This window comes from Candidatus Aquarickettsia rohweri, from assembly GCF_003953955.1.
In the GTDB taxonomy this organism is placed as follows: Bacteria; Pseudomonadota; Alphaproteobacteria; order Rickettsiales; family Midichloriaceae; genus Aquirickettsia; species Aquirickettsia rohweri.
This window is the reverse complement of sequence record NZ_RXFM01000125.1, coordinates 1-2,670: the sequence shown is the minus strand read 5'-3', so window position 1 is coordinate 2,670 and position 2,670 is coordinate 1. Positions and strand designations below refer to the sequence as shown.

Annotated in this window: 4 protein-coding genes; 1 reads left to right on the top strand and 3 read right to left on the bottom strand. The window is 30.1% G+C overall.

Features of this window, described 5'->3' with window-relative positions; translation table 11 throughout:
* Both EIC27_RS06645 and xseB read right to left on the bottom strand, forming a co-directional pair.
* On the bottom strand, positions 1-1,463 hold a 1,463-nt coding region (locus EIC27_RS06645), incomplete at its 3' end, for a type I secretion system permease/ATPase (protein WP_126045268.1).
* Between the two features lie 89 nt (positions 1,464-1,552).
* Positions 1,553-1,786 carry an exodeoxyribonuclease VII small subunit gene (xseB, locus tag EIC27_RS06640; protein ID WP_126045267.1) on the bottom strand — a complete coding sequence of 78 codons (234 nt, stop codon included), beginning with the start codon at positions 1,784-1,786 and terminating at the stop codon, positions 1,553-1,555.
* A 69-nt stretch (positions 1,787-1,855) separates the two neighbouring features.
* Here xseB and EIC27_RS06635 point away from each other — a divergent pair, with 69 nt between their 5' ends.
* Complete coding sequence (locus EIC27_RS06635) at positions 1,856-2,140, top strand: NADH dehydrogenase ubiquinone Fe-S protein 4 (protein ID WP_126045266.1); 285 nt, start codon at positions 1,856-1,858, stop codon at positions 2,138-2,140.
* A 300-nt stretch (positions 2,141-2,440) separates the two neighbouring features.
* Here EIC27_RS06635 and EIC27_RS08500 read toward each other — a convergent pair.
* Positions 2,441-2,670: transposase domain-containing protein (locus tag EIC27_RS08500; RefSeq protein WP_205702304.1), on the bottom strand; the 230-nt coding region annotated here is incomplete at its 5' end.

Here is a 2,670-nt window from a genome sequence, read left to right as displayed (position 1 = left end):
CCATAAAAAGTTCTAGCTAGGCCTATTCTCTGCTTTTGACCACCAGATAACATAGATCCATCAAGACCAACGCTTGAATCATAACCCTGTGGCAATTGTAATATCATATCATGCACTCCAGCAAGTTGTGCAGCTACTACAACATCTTCATAATGAGTATCACTATGCATTCTTGCTATGTTTTCTTTAACAGTACCTGAAAACAATTCAACATCTTGTGGCAAATAACCAACATGTGGGCCAAGTTCTTCTTTTTTCCAATCTTTCAAACTTGCACCATCAATCCTCACTGTCCCAATACTAGGATTAGCAATCCCAACAAGAAGTTTTGCAAGTGTTGTTTTGCCTGAAGCACTAGGTCCAATAATAGCAAGGACTTCTCCCTTCTTTAATGAAAAATTTATTCCCTTTAATATATGTTTAGGTATCCCTGGTGGTGCAAAATATACATTTTCTACATCAATTTCTCCTTCTGGGTGAGGTAATGACATTTTATCACTATCATTTTTATATCTGGTGAATGATTTAGTCAGCCTTTCATATGATTTACGACAAGTAACAAAACCTTTCCATGAATTAATAGCTGCTTCAAATGGCGCAAGAGCCCTACCTACTAATGAGGAACTTGCAATTATTGTACCAGAAGTTATTTGACCTTGAATCACTAAATATGCGCCTAAAGCTGTTACTGAAATCTGAATTACCAATCTGAAAAATTTGGTAATCTCCATGAAAATTGCTTGCCTCTTAGTGACTAAATTTTGTGTCTTTTGGACTTCTTGGTTCATTTTTTGCCAAGATGATATAATATTATCTTTCATTCCCATCACTTCAATAACTTCAGCATTCCTAGTTGATTGATCTACTTGCCTCATGCTTTTTATAAAATTTTCATTATTCATTTCAATTAAAGGTTTGGTTGATCTATCAGCTATAATTCCAAAAACTATAAGAACTGTGCCTGCAATTAATGCTAAAAATCCTATTGATGTGTGTAAAATAAATAATACGATAATAAAGATTATTGCCCATGGCATATCCATAATAGATATTAAGCCAGGACTCGTTAAAAATGTTTTTACAGTTTGCAAGTCTCTTAGTTGTTGGCTATTTGCCATGGCTTTTGATTCTAAGGACAACTTAATTGAATTTGAGAATACAGTTTCAGATAATTTATTTTCTAGCCAACTTCCCATTTTATTCATCGCGAAAGCTCTAGCAGCTTGTATAATACCTAATAATGATAATGCTAATATTATCACGAGGGTTAGCATTAAAAGTGTATTTGTATTTTGACTACCTAAAACTCTATCCAATACCTGCATGGAAAATAGAGGTGTTGAAAGCATTAATAAATTAATCAAACATCCAAATAACAGCACAAATTTAATCATCACTTTACATGAAAGCAAAGCTTCTTTTAGAGGATTATTAGGGATTTCATTATTAAAATTATTTTGCATTTATTTACTCTGCTTATATACATTAATTAAACATATAGTGATTAAATTAATTAAAACAAGAATTTTTAAGTTAATTTTTAGTTAACATTTTAACCAATCTCAATGTTTTCAGTTTCAATTTTATCTTTATTTTTTATTATCTTAGTTATCTTTAATTTGGCATTTTCTAACTTATCTTTACAATGTTGTTGTAATTTAATTCCTTCAGAATAAAGATTTATAGCGTTTTCTAGTTCTACGTTGCCACTTTCTAGATCATTAATAATTTCTTCCAGCCTTTGCATGGATTGCTCAAACGTTAATTTAGATATATTATTGCTCATTACTTGAATAAGTTAATTAATTATATACTATATAGTTAAGATAACTTGAATTTCAATTTTATAAAACAAATGATTGTCAAAATATTTAAAGAATATAAAAATCCCACACAATCAGGCAAAGCAAATACTAATCATTGGACTATAGAATTCTTATCAAATGATTATAGGTTTCAAGAGCAAATTATGGGTTGGACAGGTAGCACTAATATGTACCCTAGTGAAGTTAAATTACAGTTTAAAAATAAAGAAGAAGCTATTAATTTTGCAAAGAAAAATAAATTAGAATTTTTTGTTCAAGACTTGAATAAGCAAAAATTTACTATAAAATCATATGTAAATAATTATTTATCCTAATCTTTCCATTTATTATTATCATTAACCAAAGCTGGAGTTGAAAATTAAGTTGCAAGAGGCAAAAAAGCTATTGTATAGGTGCACTTAGTTAAAAATATAGTCATTGCGAGGATGCTCCTCAAGCATCCGTGGCAATCCAGGGAAGCTATCAACAAATGTATATGCGACAACAATTCTGGATCACCACAGTCGGAATTACATTCCTCCTTCGTGACGTAAACGCTAAAATATCCCCATCTTGACAAGTATTATACGCCTTTCTTTGGGTTTCTTAAGTTTTTTGATAATTCTAAAAAAAATTTAATTTGATGATATTTTTTTATCAATATTATATGGAAGTAAATTTACTAACTCTTTTGGATCAGAATAATCATGAATATGATTCAGCAAATATTTTAAATAATCATAAGGATTAATCTTATTTACTTTGCAAGTTTCAATAATACTATAAATATTTGCACTAGCTTTAGCACCCTTAGTTGTTGCACAGAACATCCAATTTTTTCTGCCAACTGCAAATGGTTTTATAC